Source organism: Kitasatospora sp. DSM 101779, assembly GCF_025655475.1.
Classification (GTDB): Bacteria; Actinomycetota; Actinomycetes; order Streptomycetales; family Streptomycetaceae; genus Kitasatospora.
The window spans coordinates 3,418,868-3,439,422 of record NZ_JAHTIK010000001.1; the positions used below are offsets into that span (position 1 = coordinate 3,418,868).

A 20,555-nucleotide genomic window follows, 5' to 3' on the forward strand; every position below is an offset into this window, starting at 1 on the left:
GGAGAACCCGTTCCGCACCGGCCCGGCCGACCCGTTCGCCGCGGGCCGGGCGGCCGGTGCCGCGCAGCCGGAGCCCGAGGACACCCAGGTCGGCGGCTTCGAGCCGATCCGTGACGAGGCCCGCCCGGGCGGTTCGATACCGGGTGTGCCGACCGCCAGCCTCTTCGGCTCGGCTCCCCCGGCGGCGGACCCGTTCGCCGGCCCGGCCGACCCGTTCGGCGCCCCTGCCGCGGGCCCCTTCGCGGCTCCCGCAACCCCCTTCGCCGCTCCCGCGGACCCGTTCGCGCCCGGCGCGGCCCCGGCCGCCGCCGACCCGTTCGCCGATCCCTTCGGCGGTACGCCCGCGCAGGCCGATCCGTTCGGCGGCCCGTTCGGCGGTGCCGCTCCCGACCGGGGGCGCCCCGCCCCCGCCGAGGCGGCGCCCGCGCCGGCCCCGAAGCCGGCCCCCCCGAAGGCCGAGACCACCGAGCCCGCACCCAAGAAGCGCGGCAAGGCGGGCAAGCTGGCCGGCTACGCCGTCGGTGGCCTGCTCTTCGCCGGCGCCGCCGCGTACGGCACCGGCCTGATGCTCAACCAGGCCGACATCCCCGAGGGCACCACCGTGCTCGGCACCGACATCGGCGGCGACACCCGCGACCAGGCGGTGAGCGCGCTCGACGCGTCGGTGGCCAAGACGGGCAAGGAGCCGATCAAGCTCAAGCTGGGCGGCCAGGCGCTGACCCTCGACCCGGCGACGGCCGGTCTGAGCTTCGACACCACCGGCACCGTGGACGGTCTGACCAAGCACAGCTACAACCCCGTCGAGGTGATCGGCTCGCTGGCGGGCGGCTCGAAGGCGGTCGCGCCGGAGGTCAAGGTCGACCAGTCGAAGCTCAAGGCCGCCCTGGACGAGCTGGCCGCGAAGTCCGGCCAGGGCCTCAAGGAGGGCTACGTCCGCTTCACCGAGACGGGCCAGACCGAGGTCGTCCCCGGCAAGCCCGGGCAGGGCCTGGACTCGGCGGCCGCCGCGACCCAGGTCGAGCAGGCGTACCGCGACCGCGCGGCCGGCCGGCCCGAGGGCGAGGTCGCGCTGACGCTGACCGCGGCCCAGCCGAAGGTCGGCGAGGACGCCCTCAAGGCGGCCGCGGCCGCACTCGGCAAGCAGGTCCTCAACGGCAACGTGACGCTGAAGGCCGGCAAGGTGAAGTGGGACTTCGGCAAGCTGACGGCCAGCAAGGCGCTGACCCTGGCCCCGGACGCCTCCGGCAAGATCGTCCTCACCTGGGACCTGGACAAGCTGGACGCCGCGCTGAACGGCGTCTTCGACAAGGCGAAGACCCGCAAGAACGGGGCGCTCGCCCCGATCACCCCGCAGGACGTCGCGGACGGCGTCGCCTCGGTGATCGACAAGACCGGCAGGGACCGGGTCTTCACCTTCCCCGCCTGATCCCCGCCCGTCCTCACGGACCGTCCTCCCCCGGCCGGTCCACCCACGCGCACGGCCCCGGAGGCCGGGCCCGCCGGCTCCCGCCGGTCCGGGCCCGGCCTCCGCCGCGCTCTGGCGGTTACTCGCCAGTGGCGGGGCAAAACCGGGCAAGACACCCGTCCCGGCCGCCTCCCGCCCCGCGTTACCAATCCTTGATCGGGGCCCGGTCGACAATGCGCGCGCCCGGTCAGCAGGATGTGCCCCCAGCCGAGCCGCCCCAACCCGCGCAGACGGCCACCCCCGCCGCACCGCTCCGCTGGGAGACCCTCGTGACCAGACCCAGGTTCCCGCTCGCCCTGACCGCGTCGGCGGCCGCGCTGGCGCTCGCCCTCTGCTCCTGCGCGAGCAGTGGCGAGCCGTCGGCCGGATCCGACGGCGGCACCGCCCGGGTGGACGGCGGGACGCAGCGCATGACGCTGTCCGCCACCAACCCCCGGCCGCGGACGGCCCTGAAGAAGGGCGGCACCCTGCAGTGGGCAGTGGACCGCCTGCCCACCCAGTTCAACCCGCTGCACGTGGACGGCGCCGAGCCCGCCACCACGGCGGTCATGAAGGCCCTGCTGCCGAGCTTCTGGCACTCCGACGCGGGCGGCACCCAGACCCCCAACAAGGCGTTCCTGCTGGGCGCGGTGAGCGGCACCGAGGGCGGCCGGCAGACGGTCACCTGGACCCTCAACCCCAAGGCGCACTGGTCCGACGGCACTCCGATCACCTGGCGCGACCTGGCCGCCACCTGGCGGGCGCTGAACGGCACCGACCCGGAGTACCGGACGGCCTCCGCGGCGGGCTTCGACCGGGTCGAGTCGGTGACCCGCGGCAAGGACGACTTCCAGGCCGTGATGGTCTTCCGCACCCGGTTCTCCGAGTGGCAGTCGATGTTCAACAACGCGGCGGACACCCCGTTGCTGCCCGCCCAGTACGCCGGCACCGCCGAGCAGTTCAACACCGGCTGGGCGGACCGCATCCCGGCCACCGCGGGCCCCTTTCGGCCCGCCGGGATCGACCGGGCCACGGGTGCGGTCACCCTGGAGGCGGACCCGGGCTGGTGGGGCGAGAAGCCCCTGCTGGACCGGATCGTCTTCCGCGCGATGGACCCGGGTGCGATGGCGGACGCCTTCGCCCGGGGCAGCGTGGACTACTTCGACATCGGCCCGGACGCCGCGGCCTACCGCCGCGCCGCGGCCGTCGACAACGGCGAGATCCGCAAGGCCGGCGGCCCGAACGTCCGTGCGCTGGTGCTGAACGGCCGCAGCCCGCAGCTGACCGACGCCGCGGTGCGGCGGGCCGTGCTGCGGGCGATCGACCGGGAGTCCATCGCCCGCACCGGCCTCAAGGGGCTGGACTGGGTGTACACCCCGATGAACAACCACTTCCTGGTGCCGGGGCAGAACGGCTACCGCGACAACTCGGCCGGACTGAGCCAGTACGACGTGGACGCCGCGGACGCCGAACTCGACAAGGCCGGATGGGACCGGCCGGGCTTCGGGATGCGCAGCAAGGACGGCAAGCCGCTGACGCTCCGCCTGGTCGTGCCGGACACCGGCCAGGTGGCGGCCGCCGAGAGCACACAGGTGCTGGAGATGCTGGCGCTCGCCGGCATCCAGGTCACCGTGCAGAAGGTGCCGAACACCGACTTCCTCTCCCGGTACGTCAACCGGCACGACTTCGACCTCACCCTGCTCGACATCGCGGGAACCCCTTTCCCGGCAACCTCGTTGGCCAGTACCTTCCAGCAGGGGGCGGGCGGGAACGTCTCCCAGGTGGGCAGCGAGGCGCTCGACGCGGCCATCGCTGACGCCGCGTCGGGCGAGACCGCCAAGGAGGGCTACGAGGCCATCAACCGGGCCGACGAACAGGCGTGGCAGGTGGCCGGCCTCATCCCGCTGTACCAGCGACCGGCGATCTACGCGGCGCGGCGGACGGTTGCCAACCTGGGTGCGCCCGGACTGTCCGATCCGGTCTACGAGGACATCGGCTTCCAGAAGTAGCCGCGGAAGAATGTACGGCGAATACTCGCCAGTGGCGTGAATTTGCCATCCAAGAGCGGGGGCGAATTGCTCGGCGACCCACCCCCGGGCATGCCCAAATATTCGCCCGGCCTACCGCAAAACACTAGTGTCCGATTATCGGACGCCGCAACACCGTCGACAATTCGCCCTGGAATGACCAAAACGGACAACAGGTCTACGCGCATCGACTCTTGGCGCCGCGGGATTCGGCGTCCACATAGCGGATGCCACCCCGGCACGTTACGGACGCGTGAACGCGCTATGCCGATATATGTCCGCTTTTGACCGTCTCACAGAGAGCATGTCAAGCGATTCCGCACTACGAAGTGGTTGATATTGCAGCACGAAGCAAGAAATGGGCGTCCGCGAAGTGAGGAACTCTTGACGTTCGATTAACGACTTGCAAGAGTCCGTGCATCCAACTTTTTCTCCTTGCTGCACACAGACCACGGTCGGGAGCTTTAGCACCATGACGACGCCAACCGGGGCCACGACGGACGACGACAGCGTTCTGGTCGGGTCCACGTCGGACCTCGCCGCCAACAGCTCGGCCGACGCTCCGTCAGATCCTGGCTTCCGGGGCCTCTCCCCGGGCAAGCTCATGTGGCGGCGCTTCCTGCGCGACCGCACCGGCGTGGTCAGCGGCGTGATCGTGCTGGCCTTCGTGGTGATCGCCCTCCTCGCGCCCGTGATCTCGATGGTCTACGGCAAGGACCCGGTCACCCACTACGGCCAGAACGCGGACGGCCTGCTGACCGACTCGGGTCTGCCGATGGGCCCCAACGGCGGTATGAGCGGCGACTTCTGGTTCGGTCTCGAGCCCGGTCTGGGCCGCGACCTGTTCATCCTGCTGATCTACGGCATCCGCACCTCGCTGCTGATCGCCTTCGCGGTCTCCCTGCTCACCACCGTCATCGGTGTGGCGCTGGGCATCGCGGCCGGCTACCTCGGCGGCAAGACCGACTACCTGATCGGCCGGATCATCGACATCCTGATGTCGTTCCCGTCGCAGATCTTCCTGATCGCCACCATGCCGGTGGTCACCGGCCTGCTGGTCGCCAACAACGAGGCGCAGCCGACCTGGCTGTCCTTCACCGCGGTGACGATCGTCCTCTCGCTGCTCGGCTGGATGTCGCTGGCCCGCATCCTGCGCGCCACCACCCTGTCGCTGCGCGAGCGGGAGTTCGTCGAGGCGGCGAAGGTGACCGGCGCCTCGCCGGCGCGGATCATCTTCAAGGAGCTCCTCCCCAACCTGTGGACGCCGATCCTGGTGCAGTCGACGCTGGCGCTCCCCGCCTTCGTCACGGCCGAGGCCGGTCTGTCCTACCTGGGCGTCGGTGTCACCGAGCCCACCCCCGACTGGGGCCGCATGATCGCCGACGCGGCCCAGTACCTGCGAACCGACATCACCTTCCTGATCTTCCCGGGTCTGGCGATGGTGCTGTTCGTCCTCGCGTTCAACCTGCTCGGCGACTCCGTCCGGGACGCATTCGACCCGAAGGCCAACCGCTGACCCCACCGGCGGCGCCGAGCAGCCCCAAAGACTCCGGGGGGATGGGCACCCCAGCCCCGGGCACCCAACTGAAATGCAGACACCTTCCACAGGCAGGATGAAGATGAACGCTCGCAAGTCGCGGCGGCTCGCCGCCGCCATCATGGTGGCCGGGGCCCTGACCGTCACCACCGCGTGCTCCAGCGGCCACTCCAACGGCGACGGCGCCGCCTCCGGCGCCTCCAAGGAGCCGGTGAAGGCCGCCAGCATTTCGGTCGGCACGGCCGAGGACTCCAAGGGCCCGGCGGCCGCGGAGCCGAACGCGAAGAAGGGCGGCACGGTCAACATGATCGACCGCGACGACTTCTCGCACCTCGACCCGGCGCAGATCTACCTGAACTACAACAGCGAGGTCTCGCTGCTGCTCACCCGTCAGCTGACGGGCTACAAGTACCTGCCGGACGGCACCCAGAAGCTGGTCGGCGACCTCGCCACCGACACGGGCACCACCACCGACGGCGGCAAGACCTGGAAGTTCACGCTGAAGGACGGCGTGAAGTGGCAGGACGGCACCCCGATCACCTCGGCCGACGTCAAGTACTCGATCGAGCGCACCTTCGCCTCCTTCGTGAAGTCGGGCCCGACCTACGTCCAGACCTGGCTCGCCGGTGACAAGTACCGCGAGGCGTACGCCGGTCCGTACGACGGCAAGAGCCTGGACGCCGTGCAGGCGCCCGACGCCAAGACCGTCGTCTTCACCTTCAAGGACGCCCACCCGGACGCCAACTTCACCCTGGCGATGACCGGTTACGGCGTGGTGCCGAAGGCCCAGGACACCAAGGACGCCTACGACAAGAAGCCGTTCTCGTCCGGCCCGTACCAGATCGTCGAGCACGTCACCGACAAGTCGCTCGACCTGGTCCGCAACCCCAACTGGGACCCGGCCACCGACCCGATCCGGAACGCCTACCCGGACAAGTGGCACATGGAGTTCGGTGTCCAGGCGCAGCAGTCCACCGAGCGCTTCATGGCGGACAACGGTGCCGACAAGCTCGCCTTCAGCTTCCACAACCAGGTCCACCCCAGCTTCATCGACCAGGTGAAGGCCGACGAGAAGCTCAAGCCCCGCACGCTCGAGGGCCTGTCGCCGTACGTCGACTACTACTTCATCAACAACACCCGCATCAAGGACCAGAAGGTCCGCGAGGCGCTCATCCGGGCCTTCCCGCACCAGCAGACCCGTCAGCTCCAGGGCGGCACCAGCTACGGCGACTACGCCACCACCTACATGAGCCCGACCGTCCTGGGCTACGAGAAGAGCGACGTCTACGACACGCTCAAGAAGCCGCAGGGCGACCCGGAGGCGGCCAAGAAGCTGCTCACCGAGGCCAACGCGATGGGCCAGACCATCGTCTACGCCTACAACAACACCCCGCTGCAGCAGAAGGTCACCGAGGCGATCCGCGTCGCCCTGGAGGCGGCCGGCTTCAAGTTCGTTCCGAAGCCGCTCGACGCCAAGACCTACTACGACGCCATCGGCCTCGTGAACAACGAGTACGACCTGTACTGGGGCGGCTGGGGCGCCGACTGGCCGACCGGCTACACCTCGCTGCAGCCGGTGTGGGACGGCCGCGCGATCGCGGACGGTGCCTCCAACTACGCGCACCTGAACGACCCGGAGGTCAACTCCGCGATCGACGCCGCGGTCAAGATCGCCGACCCGGTCGAGCAGGGCAAGGCGTGGGCGGCCCTGGACAAGAAGCTCCAGCAGAAGGCCGTCTCCATCCCGGACGTCTACCAGCGCTCGCTGAGCCTGTACGGCTCCGGCCTGGGCGGCGTGAAGTACGACACCCTGTTCGGTCTGCAGTCGCCGCTGAACATCTACGTCAAGTAGTCATCGGCACCACGCAGTAGCCGCGGTGGGGCACCGGCCGGAAGGCCGGTGCCCCACCGGTCGGCCCCCTTCAGCCCTACCCCGCCCCTGCAAGCCACCGCACCCGCAGCCGGCGCCCCGATCAGGAGAGCCCGACCCCATGCTCCGATTCCTAGTCCGCCGATCCCTCGGCGCCCTCGTCATCCTGCTGATCATCAGCATGGTCACCTTCGCGCTCTTCTTCGCCATCCCGGCGGATCCGGCGCGGCTGTACTGCGGCAAGGTCTGTTCACCCGAGAACCTCGTCCTGATCAAGCACAGCATGGGGCTCGACCAGTCCGTCCCCATGCAGTACTGGAACTGGCTGTCGGGCATCTTCGTCGGCCACACGTACCCCGGCGGTGACGTCCCGCACTGCGACGCGCCGTGCTTCGGCTGGTCCTTCGTCAAGAAGGACATGGTCCTCGACACCCTGATGGACCGCTTCCCGACCACGCTGTCGCTGACCGTCGGCTCGGCCGTCGTCTTCCTGATCTTCGGCATCGGCACCGGCATGCTGGCCGCCCACAAGCAGGGCAAGGCGGCGGACAAGATCGCCAGTGCCGCCTCGCTGGTCGCCACCTCGATGCAGATCTACGTCGCCGGCCCGCTGGCGCTCTGGGCGCTCGTCTACAGCACCGACCTGCTGGACCTGCCCACCTACGTGCCGATCACCGAGGACCCGATCGGCTGGTTCACCGGCCTGCTCGTCCCGTGGATCGTGCTCTCGCTGATCTGGACGGCCAACTACACCCGTATGACCCGCTCCTCGATGGTCGAGCAGCTCACCGAGGACTACGTCCGCACCGCCCGGGCCAAGGGCATGTCGGGCACCTCGGTCTTCATGCGGTACGCCTGGCGCGGCGCGATGGGCACCATCGTCACCGTCTTCGGCATCGACCTGGGCGTCCTGCTCGGCGGTGCGATCATCACGGAGAGCACCTTCGGCCTGCACGGCCTGGGCGAGCTCGCGATCCGGTCCTTCATCGACTCCGACCTGTCGATGCTGGTCGGTGTGACGATGGTGGCCGCCACCTTCATCGTGATCTTCAACATCGTGGTCGACGCCGTCTACGCCCTGATCGACCCGCGCATCCGCCTGGCCTGACGGCCGCACCCCTGGCCGCAACCGCATCCCCACCTCACGTACCGCACCGAGGAGCCCAGTCCATGACCACCCAGGCCAAGCCCGAGGAGGCGGCCGCCGGCGGCGGCAGCAGCACCGCCTTCCTCTCAGTCCGCGACCTCTCGGTCCGCTTCAGCACCGAGGACGGCGTGGTCCGGGCCGTGGACAACCTCTCGTTCGACGTGGAGCCGGGCACCACGCTCGGCATCGTCGGTGAGTCCGGGTCCGGCAAGTCCGTCACCAACCTGGCGATCCTCGGCCTCCACAACCCGGAGAAGACCGACATCACCGGCTCGATCAAGCTGGCCGGCCAGGAGCTGGTGGGCGCGTCCACCAAGGAGCTGGAGAAGCTCCGCGGCAAGACCATGTCGATGATCTTCCAGGACCCGCTCACCGCCCTGTCGCCGTTCCACACGATCGGCAAGCAGATCGGCGAGACCTTCCGCAAGCACACCGGCGCCTCCAAGAAGGAGGCCCGGGACCGGGCGATCGAGATGCTGACCAAGGTCGGCATCCCGCAGCCGAACGTGCGCGTGGACGACTATCCGCACCAGTTCTCCGGCGGCATGCGCCAGCGCGCGATGATCGCGATGTCGCTGGTCTGCAACCCCAAGCTGGTCATCGCGGACGAGCCGACCACCGCGCTGGACGTCACCGTGCAGGCGCAGATCCTCGACCTGCTGAAGGACCTGCAGCAGGAGATGGGCACCGCCATCATCCTGATCACCCACGACCTCGGCGTGGTCGCCAACACCGCGCAGAAGATCATGGTGATGTACGCGGGCCGCGCGGTGGAGCGGGGCACGGTGCGCGAGGTGCTCAAGACCCCGCAGCACCCCTACACCTGGGGTCTGCTCTCCTCCATGCCGAACCTCTCCGGCCCGGTCGACGTTCCGCTGCGGCCGGTCCGCGGCACCCCGCCGAGCCTGATCAACCTGCCGTCCGGCTGCCCGTTCAACCCCCGCTGCGACTTCCGCGAGAAGGTCGTCGGCGGCGGCTGCACCAGCGAGCGCCCGGCCCTCCTCCCGGAGGCCGGTCACGCGACGGCCTGCCACCTGACGGCGGCCCAGAAGCAGGACATCTTCATCGATCAGATCCAGCCGCGGCTCGGCTGACAGGACGGGCAGAGACACCATGAGCAACGAGCTGACCCTCGACAAGTCCGCACAGGGCACCCCGGCCGCCGGCGACCCGCTGCTGACCATCTCCGGCCTGCAGAAGCACTTCCCGGTGATGGACGGCTTCCTGTTCAAGCGCAAGGTGGGCGCCGTCCACGCGGTCGACGGGATCGACCTGACCGTGCACGCCGGTGAGTCGGTGGGCCTGGTCGGCGAGTCCGGCTGCGGCAAGTCGACCACCGGCCGGCTGGTCACCCGCCTGCTGGAGCCCACCGCCGGTTCGATCTCCTACGCGGGCCGCGACATCACGCACGCCTCGCGCAAGGAGCTCGCGCCGATCCGGTCCGAGATCCAGATGATCTTCCAGGACCCGTACTCCTCGCTGAACCCGCGGCACACCGTCGGTTCGATCATCTCCGCGCCGATGGAGATCAACGGGATCAACCCGCCCGGCGGCGTCCAGCGGCGCGTCCAGGAGCTGCTGGAGACGGTCGGCCTCAACCCGGAGCACTACAACCGCTTCCCGCACGAGTTCTCCGGCGGCCAGCGGCAGCGCATCGGCGTCGCCCGCGCGCTGTCGCTGAACCCGAAGCTGATCGTGGCCGACGAGCCGGTCTCCGCACTGGACGTCTCCATCCAGGCCCAGGTCGTCAACCTGCTGCAGCAGCTGCAGAAGGACCTCGGCATCGCCTTCCTGTTCATCGCCCACGACCTCGCCGTCGTGCGGCACTTCTCGCAGCGCGTCGCGGTGATGTACCTCGGCAAGATCGTGGAGATCGCCGACCGCCAGTCGCTGTACGAGGCGCCGCGGCACCCGTACACGCACGCCCTGCTCTCCGCCGTGCCGGAGCCGGACCCGGACGACGCCCGCGAGCGGATCCGCCTGGTCGGCGACGTCCCGTCGCCGATCAACCCGCCGTCGGGCTGCCGCTTCCGCACCCGGTGCTGGAAGGCGCAGGACAAGTGCGCGACCGAGGAGCCGCCGCTGGTGCAGCTCTCCGGCAGCCGCGAGGGCCACCTGACGGCCTGCCACTTCCCCGAGGAGGGCACCACCCTCGCCGCCGACGTTCCGGCGCAGCGGGAGACGGCCGAGGAGCTCTGACGGCGCACCGCCGCGGACGTACGGCGAAGGGCCCCCTCCACTCCGGTGGAGGGGGCCCTTCGCCCTTGCTACGCCGGCGGGGGCGGGCCGTTCTGCCCGGTGCCCTCGGTGCCGGTGCCGGGTTCCGTGGGGCCCTGTCCGGTGCCCTCGGTGCCGGTGCCGGGTTCCGTCGGGCGCTGTCCGGTGCCCTCGGTGCCGGTGCCGGGTTCCGTCGGGCCCTGTCCGGTGCCCTCGGTGCCGGTGCCGGGTTCCGTCGGGCCCTGTCCGGTGTCGCGCTCCGCCGCACCCCGCTCGAACTCGCGCTCCGCCGCACCCCGCTCGATGCCGCGCTCCGCCGCGCTCTGCTCGACGCCGCGCTCCGCCGCGCTCTGCTCGATGTCGCGCTCCGCCGCGAAGTGACAAGCGGACTCGTGCGCGGCCCATCCCTCCAGCCACGGGCGGACGACGAGCAGGGGGACCTCGACGGCACACTTCTCCTGCGCCTTCCAGCAGCGGGTGCGGAAGCGGCAGCCGGACGGCGGGTTCGCCGGCGAGGGCACGTCGCCGGTCAGCACGATCCGGTCCCGCTCCTCGCGGGCGGCCGGGTCCGGGACCGGCACGGCGGAGAGCAGCGCCTGGGTGTACGGGTGGATGGCGTGCTCGTAGATCTCCTCGTCGGAGCCGATCTCGACCATCCGGCCGAGGTACATCACGCCGACCCGGTCGGAGATGTGCCGGACGATCGAGAGGTCGTGCGCGATGAACATGTACGACAGGCTGAACTCGTTCTGCAGCTTCTCCAGCAGGTTGATCACCTGGGCCTGGACGGAGACGTCGAGGGCGGAGACCGGCTCGTCGCAGATGATCACCTCGGGCTTGAGCGCGAGGCCGCGGGCGATGCCGATGCGCTGGCGCTGGCCGCCGGAGAACTGGTGCGGGTACCGGTTGATGTACTCCGGGTTGAGGCCGACCACGTCCAGCAGGTCCTGCACGGCCTTGCGCCGGTCGCCCTTGGGCGCCACCTCGGGGTGGATCTCGAAGGGCTCGCCGATGATGTCGCCGACCGTCATCCGCGGGTTCAGCGAGGTGTACGGGTCCTGGAACACCATCTGGATGTTGCGGCGGACGTGCTTGAGCGCCGTGCCCTTGAGGTGGGAGATCTCCTCGCCCTTGAACCGGACGGAGCCGCTGGTGGCGGGCTCCAGGTTCATCAGCACCTTGGCGAGCGTCGACTTGCCGCAGCCGGACTCGCCGACGATGCCGAGGGTCTCACCCTGCATCAGGTCGAAGGAGACGCCGTCGACGGCCTTCACCGCGCCGACCTGCTTCTTGATGATGATGCCCTGGGTCAGCGGGAAGTACTTGACCAGGTCCCTCACCTGCAGGATCGGCTCGCCGCGGGGCACCTCCCGGGCGAACGCGGCGTCCTCGGGCACGGCGTCCACCGTTCCCGCCCCGTCAGACGTCATGGAGGGTCTCCTTCCAGAAGAAGCACGCGCTGCCCCGCCCCGGCAGGGGCGCGCCGTCGTCGCCGGTGACCTCGAACAGCTCGGGCTCCTCCCGCCGGCAGATGTCCTGGGCCCGCGGGCAGCGCGGGTTGAAGGCGCAGCCCGGGGGGATCCGCAGCAGGTTGGGCGGCAGGCCCTTGATGGCGTACAGCTCCTGGCCCTTCTGGTCCAGTCGCGGGATGGAGTCGAGCAGGCCGCGGCTGTACGGGTGGGCGGGGTTCTTGTACAGCTCGTGGACGGGGGCGGTCTCGACGATCCGGCCGGCGTACATCACGGCGATCTTGTCGGCCACGTCGGCGACCACGCCGAGGTCGTGGGTGATCAGGATCAGACCCATGTTGTACTCGGCCTGCAGCTCCGCGAGCAGGTCCATCACCTGCGCCTGGACGGTGACGTCCAGGGCGGTGGTCGGCTCGTCCGCGATGATCAGGTCCGGTTCCAGGGCCAGCGCCATGGCGATCATGATGCGCTGGCGCATGCCGCCGGAGAACTGGTGCGGATAGTCGTTGACGCGTTCCTTGGCGGCCGGGATCCGGACGCGGTCCATCAGCTCGACGGCCTTGGCCTTGGCCTCCTTGCGGGAGACCCCGCGGTGCACCCGGTACATCTCGCCGAGCTGCATGCCGACCGAGTGCACGGGGTTCAGGGCGGACAGCGCGTCCTGGAAGATCATGGCCATCTGCTCGCCGCGGATCTTCCGGCGCTCCTCGTTGCCGAGCTTGAGCAGGTCGCGGCCCTTGAAGACGATCTCGCCGCCGGTGACGTAGCCGGGCGGGCTGTCCAGGATGCCCATGATCGCCTGGGCGGTGACGGACTTGCCGGAGCCGGACTCGCCCAGGACGGCGAGGGTCTCACCGGCGGCGACCGAGTAGTTCACGCCGTTGACGGCCTTGGCGACGCCGTCGCGGGTGCGGAACTCGACCTGCAGGCCGCGCACGTCGAGCAGGTCGTCGCCGGGCGCACCGCCACCGGACGCCCGGGAGTCGATCAGGATGGCGCCGGCGTCGTCGTCGCTGTTGCCGCTGTTCATGGTTGGTGGGGGCCCCTCTCAGCGCAGCTTCGGGTCGAGTGCGTCGCGGACGGCGTCGCCGAGCATGATGAACGCCAGGACGGTGATGCTCAGCGCACCGGCCGGGTAGAGCAGCATGTGCGGGGCGTTGCGGAAGGTCGCCGAGGCCGAGGAGATGTCGATGCCCCAGGAGACGGTCGGCGGCTTGAGACCGACGCCGAGGAAGCTCAGGGTGGCCTCCAGGGCGATGTAGGTGCCGAGCGCGATGGTGGCCACCACGATGATCGGGGCGACCGCGTTGGGCAGGATGTGCCGGAGCATCAGCCGTGAGTTGCTCGCGCCGAGGGCCCGGGCCGCGGTGACGTAGTCCTGCTGTTTCGCCGTGATCACGGCGCCTCGGCCGATGCGGGCGATCTGCGGCCAGCCGAGCACCACGATGAAGGCGACCACGATCCAGATCGACCGGCTCGGGATGACCGAGAGGAAGACCAGGCCGCCGAGCAGGATCGGGATGCCGAAGAAGATGTCGGCGACCCGGGAGATGACCGAGTCGGACCAGCCGCCGAGGAAGCCGGCCAGGCCGCCGAGCGTGGTGCCGACCAGGGCGGCGCCGACGGTCGCGCAGACACCGACGGTGATGGAGGCGCGGGCACCGTACACGGTGCGGGCGTAGACGTCGCAGCCCTGCCCGTCGAAGCCGAAGGGGTGGCCGGACTCGGAGCCCTGCTGGGCCTTCGAGAGGTCGCACTTCAGCGGGTCGGTGGAGGTGAACAGCCCGGGCCAGATCGCCATCACCACCAGGAAGATGATGAGCAGTCCGGAGATGATGAAGATCGGGTTGCGGCGCAGGTCCCGCCAGGCGTCCTGCCAGAGGCTGCGTGGCTTGACGCGGTCGTCGGCTGCGGCGACCTCGGGCTCGTCGTCGAGGCGTTCGTTCTTGATTAAAGTCTGCGCTTCCATGGTGCCGAGGTCGAAGGTCCGGCTCTCGACGGCACTCTGGATCTCTTCTTCCTCGGTGCCAGCGTCCGCGAGCGGGTCCGCCTTGTTGTACTTCTCCTGGTCAGGCATAACGGATCCTCGGGTCCAGGACCGCGTAGAGCAGGTCGACGAGCAGGTTGGCCGCCAGGTAGATGATGATCAGGATGGTCACGAAGCCGACGACCGTGGCCGTGTTCTGGCGGACGATGCCCTGGTAGAGGTAGAAGCCGACGCCGTGGATGTTGAAGATCCGCTCGGTGACCAGCGCGCCGCCCATGAGCGCGCCGAGGTCGGCACCGAGGAAGGTGACGACCGGGATCAGCGAGTTCCGCAGCAGGTGGTTGAGCACGACCCGGCGGCGTGGCAGGCCCTTGGCGACCGCGGTCCGCACGAAGTCCGCCCGGGAGTTCTCGGCGACGGTGGTGCGGGTGAGGCGGGCGACGTAGGCGAGCGAGACCGAGGCGAGCACGATGCCCGGCAGCAGCAGCGATTCGAGGGTGAGGTCCTCGCCGGCCGTGGCGGGCAGGATGCCCCACTGGACGCCGACCAGGTACTGGAGCACGTAGCCGGTGACGAAGGTGGGGATGGAGATCACGATCAGGGTGAAGATCAGCACCGTGTTGTCCGACCAGCCGCCGCGGCGCAGGCCGCTGATGAGGCCGAATCCGACACCGAAGATCACCTCGATGGTGAAGGCCACCGCGGTCAGCTTGATCGTCGCCGGGTAGGCGGTGGCGAGCAGCGAGGTGACCGACTGGCCGTTGAAGGTGGTGCCGAAGTCCCAGCGGAACAGGTTCCCCATGTAGATCAGGTACTGGAGCCACAGTGGCTCGTCCAGGTTGTACTGCTTGCGGATCTGCGCGGCGACGACCGGGTCGGGGGCCCGGTCGCCGAACAGTGCGTTCACGGGGTCGCCGAGCGCGTGGACCATCACGAAGATGAGGAAGGTGCTCCCGAGGAAGACCGGGATCATCTGGAGCAGGCGTCGGATGACGTAGCGTCCCATGCGAACCTCCAGGGGGCCGCCGGAAGGGCGGCGCCGGGGCCTTGCGGCCCCGGCAGCCGCTGCCGACTACTTGACGGTGATCTGGTCGTAGACCGGGACGCTGAACGGGTTGAGCAGGACGTTGGTGACGCGGTCGGACCAGCCGACGGTGCCGTTCTGGTACCAGAGCGGGATCGCGGGCAGGTCGGTGGCGAGCAGCTTCTCGCCGTCCTGGAACTGGCTGATCGCTCCGGACTTGTCCGGGTTGGCGTTGGCCTGGTTGACCAGGGAGTCGAACTGCGGGTTGCTGTAGCCGGAGTCGTTCGACGAGGCGCCGGTGGTGTACACGGGCTGCAGGAAGTTCTGGATCAGCGGGTAGTCCATCTGCCAGCCGGTGCGGAACGGCCCGGTCATCTTCTTGCTGGTGACCTGGTTGCGGAAGTCCGCGAAGGTGCCGATCGGGTTGCCGACGCAGGCGCTGGTGTTGCCGAGCGCGTTGTTGATGCTGTTGCAGACGGCGTCGACCCACTCCTTGTGCGGGCCGTCGGCGTTGTAGGAGATGGTGAGCTGGCCGCCGGGGATGCCGCCACCCTCCTGGACGAGCTGCTTGGCCATGGTCGGGTTGTAGGTGCAGGCCTGGCCGCAGATGCCCTCCTTGAAGCCGCCGGCGGCGCCGAGCACCGGGGAGGTCCAGTCGCTGGCGGGCGTGCGGGTGTTGTTGAACACGACCTTGGTGATGGTGTTCCGGTCGATCGCCATGGCGAGGCCGAGGCGGACCTTCTGCGCGTTGGGTGTGTTCCAGTTCGCCTGGTAGAGCGGGAAGGAGATGGTCTGGATGATGCCGGCGGGGGTGTTGAGGAAGCGCCCGTTGAGGTCGGTCTCGACGGTCTTCAGCGCGCTGTTCGGCAGGCCGTTGTCGACGTCGAGGTTGCCGGCCTGGAGGTCGGCGTAGGCGGCGTTGGTGTCGGTGTAGACCTTGAGGTCGATACCGCCGTTCTTGGGCTTGTCCGAGCCTGCGTAGCCGGTGAACGGCCGCAGCTCCATCTTCGCGCTCTTGGTCCACGAGGAGATCTCGTACGGGCCGTTGCCGATCGGCTTGTTGAGGTAGGCCGCATGGTCGGAGAAGAAGCTCGCCGGGAGCGGGACGAAGGCCGAGTAGCCGAGCGTCGCGGGCCAGGTGGAGAACTTCTGGGTGAGCGCCACGGTGAAGGTGTTGTCGTCGACGACCTTCAGGCCGGACAGGGTCTGCGCGGTCGGGTTGCCGGACGCCGGCGCGACCTGGTCGTAGCCCTGGATGTAGGAGAAGAAGCTGCTGTTCAGCTGCTTGTTGGTGGAGAGGGCGCCGTAGTTCCAGGCGTCCACGTAGGACTTCGCGGTCACCGTGGTGCCGTCGCTGAACTTCCAGCCCGGCTTGAGCTTGACCGTCCAGTTCTGCTGGTCGTCCGAGGTGATCGACTCGGCGTTGGCGTTGCTCGGTTCACTGGTCTTCGGGTCGTACTGGACCAGGCCGGTGAAGATCATGTCAATGACGGCGCCGCCGTTGACCTCGTTGGTGTTCGCCGGCTCGAGCGGGTTCTGCGGGTCGCCCCACCAGGCGGTCACGATGCCGCCGGTGCCTCCGCTGGCGCCGCTGCTTCCACCTCCGCCCCCGCTGCTGCCGCAGCCGGTGGCCACCAGGACCACGCTCGTCGCGACGACCACGGCCCAGCGCGCTCTGGTCGCTGCAGGCATGAGGCTTCCTCCTCTGGGTGTATGACGCATCACACCCCATCGAAGGAGCGGGTCACCGGCGGCGCGAGCTGGATACGGCCGGATGGGTGCCGAAAACCCCACGGGCCCGTGGTGCGCTCGCACCACGGGCCCGCGAAGGGGTCGTCCGACCGGTCAGGAGGCCGCCGCGAGGGGCTCGCGGACCGCGGCGAAGTGACAGGCCGAGGCGTGCTTGGCCGGGCCCTCGCCGATCTCCGGGACGGCGAGCAGCGGCAGCTCGGTGCTGCAGCGCTCCTCCGCCTTCCAGCAGCGGGTGCGGAAGCGGCAGCCGGACGGCGGGTTCGCCGGCGAGGGGATGTCACCGGAGAGGATGATCCGCTCGCGGCCCTCGCGGCCGGTCGGGTCGGGCACGGGGACGGCGGAGAGCAGCGCCTGGGTGTACGGGTGGGTGGCGTGCTCGTAGATCTCCTCGTCGGAGCCGATCTCGACCATCCGGCCGAGGTACATCACGCCGACCCGGTCGGAGATATGCCGGACGATCGAGAGGTCGTGCGCGATGAACATGTAGGAGAGCTCGAAGTCCTTCTGGAGCTGCTCCAGCAGGTTGATCACCTGGGCCTGGACGGAGACGTCGAGGGCGGAGACCGGCTCGTCGCAGATGATCACCTCGGGCTTGAGTGCGAGGCCGCGGGCGATGCCGATGCGCTGGCGCTGGCCGCCGGAGAACTGGTGCGGGTACCGGTTGATGTACTCCGGGTTGAGGCCGACCACGTCCAGCAGGTCCTGCACGGCCTTGCGCCGGTCGCCCTTGGGTGCCACCTCGGGGTGGATCTCGAAGGGTTCGCCGATGATGTCGCCGACCGTCATCCGCGGGTTCAGCGAGGTGTACGGGTCCTGGAACACCATCTGGATGTTGCGGCGGACGGCCTTCAGGGCGGCGCCGGAGAGCCGGGAGATGTCCTCGCCCTTGTAGAGGACCTGGCCGGAGGTGGCCCGCTCCAGGTTCATCAGGACCTTGGCGAGCGTCGACTTGCCGCAGCCGGACTCGCCGACGATGCCGAGGGTCTCGCCCTTGTGCAGCTCGAAGGAGATGCCGTCGACGGCCTTGACCGCACCGACCTGCTTCTTGAAGAGGATGCCCTGGTGGAGCGGGTAGTGCTTGACCAGGTCCTTGACCTCCAGGATGGGCTCAGCCATGGAGGGTCTCCTTCCAGAGGTGGCAGGCGCTGCGGCGGCCCTCGAGCTCCGCGCCGTCCTTGTCGAGCACCTGGTGCAGCGCCGGGATCTCGGTGCGGCACAGGTCGGTGGCCGCGTCGCAGCGCGGGTTGAACGCGCAGCCGGACGGCACCTTGTAGAGGTTGGGCGGCAGGCCCTTGATGGCGTACAGGTCCCCGCCCTTCTGGTCCAGTCGCGGAATCGACCGGAGCAGGCCCTTGGTGTAGGGGTGGGCGGGGTTCTTGTACAGCTCGTGGACGGGCGCCGTCTCGACGATCCGGCCGGCGTACATCACGGCGATCTTGTCGGCCACGTCGGCGACCACGCCGAGGTCGTGGGTGATCAGGATCAGACCCATGTTGTACTCGGCCTGCAGCTCCGCGAGCAGGTCCATCACCTGGGCCTGGACGGTGACGTCCAGGGCGGTGGTCGGCTCGTCCGCGATGATCAGGTCGGGCTGCAGGGCCAGCGCCATGGCGATCATGATGCGCTGGCGCATGCCGCCGGAGAACTGGTGCGGGTAGTCGTCGACCCGCTGGGCGGCGGCCGGGATCCGGACGCGGTCCATCAGCTCGACGGCCTTGGCCTTGGCCTCCTTCTTGGAGGCGCCCTCGTGCACCCGGAACATCTCGCCGAGCTGGTAGCCCACGGAGAGCACCGGGTTCAGCGAGGAGAGTGCGTCCTGGAAGATCATCGCGATCTTGCGGCCGCGGATCCTCCGGCGCTGCTCGTTGGACATCTTCAGCATGTCCTGGCCGCGGTAGAGGATCTCGCCGGCGGTGACCCGGCCGGGGGGCATGTCCAGGATGCCCATGATCGTCTGAGCGGTGACGGACTTGCCGGAGCCGGACTCGCCCAGGACGGCGAGGGTCTCACCGGCGGCGACCGAGTAGTTCACGCCGTTGACGGCCTTGGCGACGCCGTCGCGGGTCTTGAACTCGACGTGCAGGTCTCGGACCTCCAGCAGCGGCGTGCCGGGGGTGAGCCGATCGGCCGGCTCGGCCTTCTCGATGACGGTGGTCATGGTGCTCTCCGCCTCTCTCAGCGCAGCTTCGGGTCGAGGGCGTCGCGCACCGCGTCGCCGAGCATGATGAAGGCCAGCACGGTGAGGCTCAGCATGCCCGCAGGGAAGAACAGCGCGAACGGCGCGGTACGGATCACCTTCTGGGCCGAGTTGATGTCGATGCCCCAGGAGATGGTCGGGTCCTGCAGGCCGATGCCGAGGAAGCTCAGCGTGGCCTCGGTGGCGATGTAGCCGCCCAGCGCGATGGTGGCGACCACGATCACCGGGGCGATGGCGTTCGGCAGGATGTGCTTGAACAGGATCCGGAAGGTTCCGGCGCCCAGCGCCTTGGCGGCCGTCACGTAGTCGGCCTGCTTGACGGTGATCACCGAGCCGCGCATCACGCGGGTCATCTGCGTCCAGCCGAGCGCGATCAGTGCGAAGACGACGCTCCACACGGTGCGCGAGGTGAAGGCGTTCAGGATGACCAGCGCGCCCAGCAGCAGCGGGATGCCGAAGAAGATGTCGGTGATCCGGGAGACCAGGGTGTCGACCCAGCCGCCGAAGTAGCCGGCGATCATGCCGGTGAGGCCGCCGAGGACCGTCACACCGGCGGTGACGCAGATGCCGACCACGACCGAGGCGCGGGCGCCGTAGAGGACGCGGGCGTAGATCGAGCGGCCCTGGCCGTCGTAGCCGAACCAGTCGGCCTGGAACAGGTGGCCGTAGTTCGGCGGGCTCAGGTAGTGGTTGCGCAGGTCGCCGGCGCGCGGATCCACCGAGGTGAACAGGCCGGGCGCGATCGCGATGGCGATCAGCAGCAGGATGAGCAGCGAGGAGACGATGAAGATCGGCCGGCGGCGCAGGTCGTGCCAGGCGTCGAGGCCGAGGCTGCGGGCCTTCTCCGGCTTGGGCTCGGCGGCCGACTCGGCACGCTGGGCCGGGATCCCGGCGTTCTTCTTCTCGATCAGGTCAGGCATACCGGATCCTCGGGTCCAGGACCGCGTAGAGCAGGTCGACGATCAGGCTGGCGGCGAGGTAGACGAGCACCAGCACGACGACGAAGCCGGAGACGGTGGCGCCTTCCTTGAGGTTGATCGCGTGGTAGAGCTCGAAGCCGACGCCCTTCACGTTGAAGATGCCCTCGGTGACGATCGCGCCGCCCATCAGGGCGCCGAGGTCGGTGCCGAGGAAGGTGACCACCGGGATCAGCGAGTTGCGCAGCAGGTGGGTGCCGATGACACGGCGGCGCGGCAGGCCCTTGGCGATCGCGGTGCGCATGTAGTCGGACTTGATGTTCTCGACGATCGAGGTCCGGGTCAGGCGCGCGACGTAGGCCAGCGACAGGGAGCCCAGCACCACGGCGGGCAGCACGAGCTGACCCATGTTCATGGAGTCCTGGACGGTGGGGGTGACCCACTTGAGCTGGGTGGCGAAGACGTTCTGGAAGACGAAGCCCAGCACCGGCACGGGGACGGAGATGAGCAGCAGGGTGAGCATCAGGGTGCTCTTGTCGAAGGCCTTGCCGCGGCGCAGGCCGGCGAACAGGCCGATCGCCACGCCGAGCACCATCTCGATCGCGAAGGCCAGCAGGGCGAGGCGCATCGTGACGGGGAACGCCGCGGTGATCTTGTCGATCACCTTGCGGTGGTCCATCGCGGTGCCGAAGTCTCCGGTCAGGAGGTTGCCCAGGTAGTCGAAGTACTGCTGGACCAGCGGCTTGTCCAGGCCCATCTCGTGCTTGAACGCCGCGACCTGGGCGGGGTCGGGGGCCTTGTCGCCCCACATCGCGGCGACCGGGTCGCCCGGCAGGACGTGCACCATGAAGAAGATCAGGGTGACCGTTCCCAGGAAGACCGGGATCATTTGGAGCAGTCGCCTCGCGACAAATCGCCCCATCGTGCCTCCATCCAATGCTCTGACGGACTGTCGTCCCGTTCAGAG

General features: G+C 69.2%; 15 protein-coding genes and 1 pseudogene. 7 read left to right on the forward strand and 9 right to left on the reverse strand.

Going from position 1 to position 20,555, the window contains the following annotated elements; genetic code table 11:
* From KSNIM_RS15545 to KSNIM_RS15575, 7 genes are all read left to right on the forward strand, one after another.
* A partial coding sequence (locus KSNIM_RS15545) for a peptidoglycan binding domain-containing protein (RefSeq protein WP_263103802.1) occupies nucleotides 1-1,426 on the forward strand: 1,426 nt, incomplete at its 5' end.
* 308 nt (nucleotides 1,427-1,734) lie between these two features.
* Nucleotides 1,735-3,453: an ABC transporter family substrate-binding protein gene (locus tag KSNIM_RS15550; protein WP_263103803.1), complete on the forward strand. Its 1,719-nt coding sequence runs from the start codon at nucleotides 1,735-1,737 to the stop codon at nucleotides 3,451-3,453.
* A 490-nt stretch (nucleotides 3,454-3,943) separates the two neighbouring features.
* Nucleotides 3,944-4,987 carry an ABC transporter permease gene (locus tag KSNIM_RS15555; protein ID WP_263103804.1) on the forward strand — a complete coding sequence of 348 codons (1,044 nt, stop codon included), beginning with the start codon at nucleotides 3,944-3,946 and terminating at the stop codon, nucleotides 4,985-4,987.
* Between the two features lie 103 nt (nucleotides 4,988-5,090).
* A complete protein-coding gene (locus tag KSNIM_RS15560) occupies nucleotides 5,091-6,860 on the forward strand; it encodes an ABC transporter substrate-binding protein (protein ID WP_263103805.1) in 1,770 nt (589 codons plus the stop codon).
* Nucleotides 6,861-6,999: 139 nt separating this feature from the next.
* On the forward strand, nucleotides 7,000-7,986 hold the full coding sequence (locus tag KSNIM_RS15565) for an ABC transporter permease (protein ID WP_263103806.1): 987 nt from the start codon (nucleotides 7,000-7,002) through the stop codon (nucleotides 7,984-7,986).
* Nucleotides 7,987-8,048: 62 nt separating this feature from the next.
* Nucleotides 8,049-9,119, forward strand: a complete 1,071-nt coding sequence (locus tag KSNIM_RS15570) for an ABC transporter ATP-binding protein (protein ID WP_263103807.1) — start codon at nucleotides 8,049-8,051, stop codon at nucleotides 9,117-9,119.
* 19 nt (nucleotides 9,120-9,138) lie between these two features.
* A complete protein-coding gene (locus KSNIM_RS15575; RefSeq protein ID WP_263103808.1) occupies nucleotides 9,139-10,224 on the forward strand; it encodes an ABC transporter ATP-binding protein in 1,086 nt (361 codons plus the stop codon).
* A 362-nt stretch (nucleotides 10,225-10,586) separates the two neighbouring features.
* Here KSNIM_RS15575 and KSNIM_RS15580 read toward each other — a convergent pair.
* The 9 genes and pseudogenes from KSNIM_RS15580 to KSNIM_RS15620 form a co-directional block, all read right to left on the reverse strand.
* Nucleotides 10,587-11,672, reverse strand: a pseudogene (locus KSNIM_RS15580) (ABC transporter ATP-binding protein); the annotation flags it as partial.
* A complete protein-coding gene (locus KSNIM_RS15585; RefSeq protein WP_263103809.1) occupies nucleotides 11,662-12,741 on the reverse strand; it encodes an ABC transporter ATP-binding protein in 1,080 nt (359 codons plus the stop codon). The pseudogene KSNIM_RS15580 and the gene KSNIM_RS15585, both read right to left, overlap by 11 nt.
* An 18-nt stretch (nucleotides 12,742-12,759) precedes the next feature.
* The gene (locus KSNIM_RS15590) at nucleotides 12,760-13,788 is read right to left on the reverse strand and encodes an ABC transporter permease (protein ID WP_411543720.1); all 1,029 of its coding nucleotides are present in this window, start codon (nucleotides 13,786-13,788) and stop codon (nucleotides 12,760-12,762) included.
* On the reverse strand, nucleotides 13,781-14,704 hold the full coding sequence (locus KSNIM_RS15595) for an ABC transporter permease (RefSeq protein ID WP_263103810.1): 924 nt from the start codon (nucleotides 14,702-14,704) through the stop codon (nucleotides 13,781-13,783). The genes KSNIM_RS15590 and KSNIM_RS15595 overlap by 8 nt, the downstream gene beginning before the upstream one ends.
* Nucleotides 14,705-14,770: 66 nt before the next feature.
* Nucleotides 14,771-16,414 carry an ABC transporter substrate-binding protein gene (locus tag KSNIM_RS15600; protein WP_263103811.1) on the reverse strand — a complete coding sequence of 548 codons (1,644 nt, stop codon included), beginning with the start codon at nucleotides 16,412-16,414 and terminating at the stop codon, nucleotides 14,771-14,773.
* A 153-nt stretch (nucleotides 16,415-16,567) separates the two neighbouring features.
* A complete protein-coding gene (locus tag KSNIM_RS15605) occupies nucleotides 16,568-17,590 on the reverse strand; it encodes an ABC transporter ATP-binding protein (RefSeq protein ID WP_263103812.1) in 1,023 nt (340 codons plus the stop codon).
* On the reverse strand, nucleotides 17,583-18,632 hold the full coding sequence (locus KSNIM_RS15610; RefSeq protein WP_263103814.1) for an ABC transporter ATP-binding protein: 1,050 nt from the start codon (nucleotides 18,630-18,632) through the stop codon (nucleotides 17,583-17,585). Before KSNIM_RS15610 ends, KSNIM_RS15605 begins: the two co-directional genes overlap by 8 nt.
* 17 nt (nucleotides 18,633-18,649) lie before the next feature.
* On the reverse strand, nucleotides 18,650-19,591 hold the full coding sequence (locus tag KSNIM_RS15615) for an ABC transporter permease (protein WP_263103815.1): 942 nt from the start codon (nucleotides 19,589-19,591) through the stop codon (nucleotides 18,650-18,652).
* Entirely contained in the window at nucleotides 19,584-20,510 is a 927-nt protein-coding gene (locus KSNIM_RS15620; RefSeq protein ID WP_263103816.1) for an ABC transporter permease, read from the reverse strand. Before KSNIM_RS15620 ends, KSNIM_RS15615 begins: the two co-directional genes overlap by 8 nt.
* Nucleotides 20,511-20,555 lie beyond the last annotated feature (45 nt).